The organism is Candidatus Obscuribacterales bacterium (assembly GCA_036703605.1).
Lineage (GTDB): Bacteria > Cyanobacteriota > Cyanobacteriia > RECH01 > RECH01 > RECH01.
In genome coordinates this window covers 1-1,296 of the sequence record DATNRH010001153.1, presented here as the reverse complement: position 1 = coordinate 1,296, position 1,296 = coordinate 1, and the positions used below count along the sequence as shown (strand labels likewise).

General features: G+C 55.2%; 2 protein-coding genes. One reads left to right on the top strand and one right to left on the bottom strand.

The features are described 5' to 3' along the window. On the bottom strand, positions 1 to 719 hold a 719-nt coding region (locus V6D20_23870; protein HEY9818818.1), incomplete at its 3' end, for a hypothetical protein. Positions 720 to 769: 50 nt separating this feature from the next. Between V6D20_23870 and V6D20_23865 the strand changes: the two genes are divergently transcribed. Further along, complete coding sequence (locus V6D20_23865; protein HEY9818817.1) at positions 770 to 979, top strand: hypothetical protein; 210 nt, start codon at positions 770 to 772, stop codon at positions 977 to 979. The last annotated feature ends 317 nt before the right edge of the window (positions 980 to 1,296 follow it).

The following is a 1,296-nucleotide window of genomic DNA, read 5'->3' as shown; positions in this document are numbered from 1 at the left end:
TCCTGCTCCGCCAGATCGTACGAAAGAGGCAAAGCTGCAGAGGAGCTCAACTTGCTGGTCTCGGGTGACTTTAGCGAAGAAGGGGTCCACTCTAAAGTCGTGGCAGTGGGCTTCCCAATGGCGCCAATAGCGCCTTGCTTTGTAGGTGGTCTGAGCCACGACCCCATTGGTTGATGCCCAAGTTGAAGCGCCGAACAGACGAGCGTGGTGAGCTTGTCGCTGAGGCGATACAGAAGCCAGGAGGCTCCCTGTGTTAGAGGAAAACGACAGTTAAATTCGGTGAGAAAGGTGTGGTCAGGCCAATCATAGTTGCCAGGAACGCCAGTGGCTTTGAGGGAACGACTGGCGATGTTGGCCATGTCATTGTCTTTGCCGGCGATGGAGAATGGCATCAGTGGGGATGTCTGGTGGTGGCAGATGAGGAGGCTGAGGGCTCGGGCCAAGTGTTGACCAGCTTGGGATCTTTTGCTGCTGAGGCGGTTGGACCACGAAACTGCGGAAGTATTGTCACACCAGATGGCTAAGTGGGTGTGTAGGAGGGGCACCAAGTTGGCAATAACAAGAAACTGGAGGACAATGTCAGCCATCTCCAAGTCATTGATGGTGACTTTGGCGTTGGAGACTAGGGTGACAATGGCCGGGGGCCAAGCTAAGCGCCAGACAATGGGATGGAGCTTGTTGGTGTGGCCATGCCAGTCCCACCAACTCCGTGCAGGCATGCATCACAGTACCCAATGTAGGCAGGGATGCCGGGGACCAACTCTTTGCAATGGGTGGGGTGATTTCCCATTATTTTGAAAAGGGTGCTGAATTCCAGGAGGGCCTGACTGGCGGCGCAGTTCGGAGGGAGCTGGATGGCACGATTTGTGACTCGATGGATTGCCATAAGCTTGTACAAGGGCTGAAGGAGGCCTTTTCCACCGGGGACTCCCATGGCCGCATGTTGGAGCTTGCCAGCGATGGATTCGAGATCAGATAGGGAGCAGTGCTTTTTGCAGTGGAGTTCGGCAATGGTGGCTTGTATCTTGGCAATCTTTGTAGTTGGTAGCTCAATGGTGCGGTGGAGCCCTAGGAGACTTGCGGAGAGTGTTGCAGAGGGCTGCAAGAGTGGGAGGCACTGGCGGCAGTTGGGCCTCAGGAGGAGGAGGAGGTGCGGGAGGGGCACCATGGAGGGCTGCGTTGATGATGTCCTGGAGGGAGCTCATGTTCGGAAAGGTGAGTGTGCAGAGTAATGAGAAACTTAAGTAGCGTTAAGGTACTTTAAGAGCGTGGGCGCTTTTCTTTGCGAGGGACTTT